The 1,973-nt window shown below is 63.3% G+C and carries 1 protein-coding gene; it reads right to left on the bottom strand.

All coding sequences use genetic code 11. The features are described 5' to 3' along the window. Positions 1 to 1,782: excinuclease ABC subunit UvrC (uvrC, locus tag WB528_RS08170; RefSeq protein ID WP_423887911.1), on the bottom strand; the 1,782-nt coding region annotated here is incomplete at its 3' end. Between the last annotated feature and the right edge of the window lie 191 nt (positions 1,783 to 1,973).

Raw genomic sequence — 1,973 nt, 5'->3', positions numbered from 1 at the left:
GAACAGGGTCTCGCGGCCGGCGTCGCGGTCCGCCCCCTTTGCCACGGCGAGCAGCGTCACCTGTGTCAGTCCGAGCCCCTCGAAAATCTCCTTGGCCGCGTTGAGCTGGCCGCGGCCGCCATCGATGATGACGAGATCGGGCCATTGCGGAACCGCCTCATCGTCGGCGCGCAGGCTACCGGCCTCGGCTTCGGAGGGCGCGGCCAACAGCCGCTTGAAGCGCCGCTGCAGCACCTCGCGCATCATCGCGTAGTCGTCGCCCGGCGTCAGGCCCTCGGACTTGATGTTGAATTTGCGGTACTGGTTCTTGATGAAGCCGTCCGGGCCCGCCACGATCATGGCGCCGACCGCATTGGTGCCCTGGATGTGGCTGTTGTCGTAAACCTCGATGCGGCGCGGCGGTTGCGGCAGGCCGAGCGTGGTGACGAGCCCCGTGAGCAGGCGGCTTTGGGTGGCGGTATCGGCAAGCTTGCGGCCGAGCGCCTCGCGCGCGTTGGTCAGCGCGTGCGTGATCAGTTCTTTTTTTTCGCCGCGCTGCGGCGTGACGACTTCGACCTTGTGTCCGGCCTTGATCGACAGAGCACTCGCCATCAACTCGCTTTCCTCGATCGCATGCGACAACAAGATGAGTTTGGGCGGCGGCTTGTCGTCGTAGAACTGCGCCAGGAACGAGGCCAGCACCTCTTCCGGCGTGAACGATTTTTCCGCTTTCGGAAAGTACGCGCGGTTGCCCCAGTTCTGCCCGGTGCGGAAGAAGAAGACCTCGACGCAGGAATATCCGCCCTCCTGGTGGATGGCGAACAAATCGGCCTCCTCAACCGTGCGCGGATTGATGCCCTGTTGCGACTGGATCGCCGACAGCGCCGCGAGCCGATCGCGGTAGAGCGCCGCGGTCTCGAATTCGAGCTCGGCGGAGGCCTTTTCCATCTCGCCTGCGAGTTCCTGCTTTACGGCCCGGCTGCGGCCGGACAGGAAATCCCTGGCCTCGCGCACGAGCTCGGTATAACCGGGAAAATCGATCTCGCGGGTGCAGGGTCCCGCGCAACGCTTGATCTGGTAGAGCAGACAGGGGCGGGTGCGGCTTTCGAAAAACGCATCCGTGCAGGAGCGGATCAGGAAGGCGCGCTGAAGCGCGGTGATGGTCCGATTGACCGCGCCGGCCGAGGCGAATGGCCCGAAATACTGTCCAGGCCTGCTCTGCGCGCCGCGGTGCTTGAGAATTTGCGGCGCCCAATGATCGCCGGTGATCAGAATGTAGGGAAACGATTTGTCGTCACGCAGTTGCACGTTGAAGCGCGGGCGCAACTGTTTGATCAGGTTTGCTTCCAGCAGAAGCGCCTCGGTCTCGGTCGCCGTCGAGATGATCTCGACCGAAACGGTCGCGGCGATCATGCGCAGGATGCGCGCCGGCTGCGGCGCGTTCGCCCGGGCGTAGGAAGAAAGCCGCTTTCGGACATTCTTGGCCTTGCCGACATAGAGCACGTCGTGGGCGCCATTGAGCATGCGATAGACGCCAGGTGAGGTCGGCGCCAGCCTGACCGCGTTTTCGATCGCGGCATGCCCGATCGCCAACGGGCCCTCGGCGATGGCCTCACTGCCGTCTTCGGTGACTTCCGGTAACCGGGCTTCCTCTTCCTCGTCTGTCGCGACGGTCGCAGGATCGATGTCGCCAGCGGTCAGTTGCTGGGGCTCGTTTTGGTCCGGTTGCGCCTGGTCGGGCCGGGAAAGGGCGGATTCCTTCCTGATTGCGCTCTTTGCCTGATCAGTCGATTCGCGGGACATGGCCTGGAATTTAAGTGTCATTACCGCCGCTTGCCAGCGCTTCAGACCGCTTGTGCGGGCAGGGCCACACGCAGGGGCCGGGCTGCAGAAACCTGCGCCGGTAACACTCCCTTAAGACTAAGAAACGGCGAGCCTGAGGTCTTAACAACCCTTTCACTTAAAAGTCTCGATAAATCCGATCAGTACAAAGT

The sequence above is a fragment of the Bradyrhizobium sp. genome, from assembly GCF_049586575.1.
Taxonomy (GTDB): Bacteria; Pseudomonadota; Alphaproteobacteria; order Rhizobiales; family Xanthobacteraceae; genus Bradyrhizobium.
The sequence above is the reverse complement of the archived record's forward strand: the minus strand, read 5'-3'. Positions and strand labels throughout refer to the sequence as shown.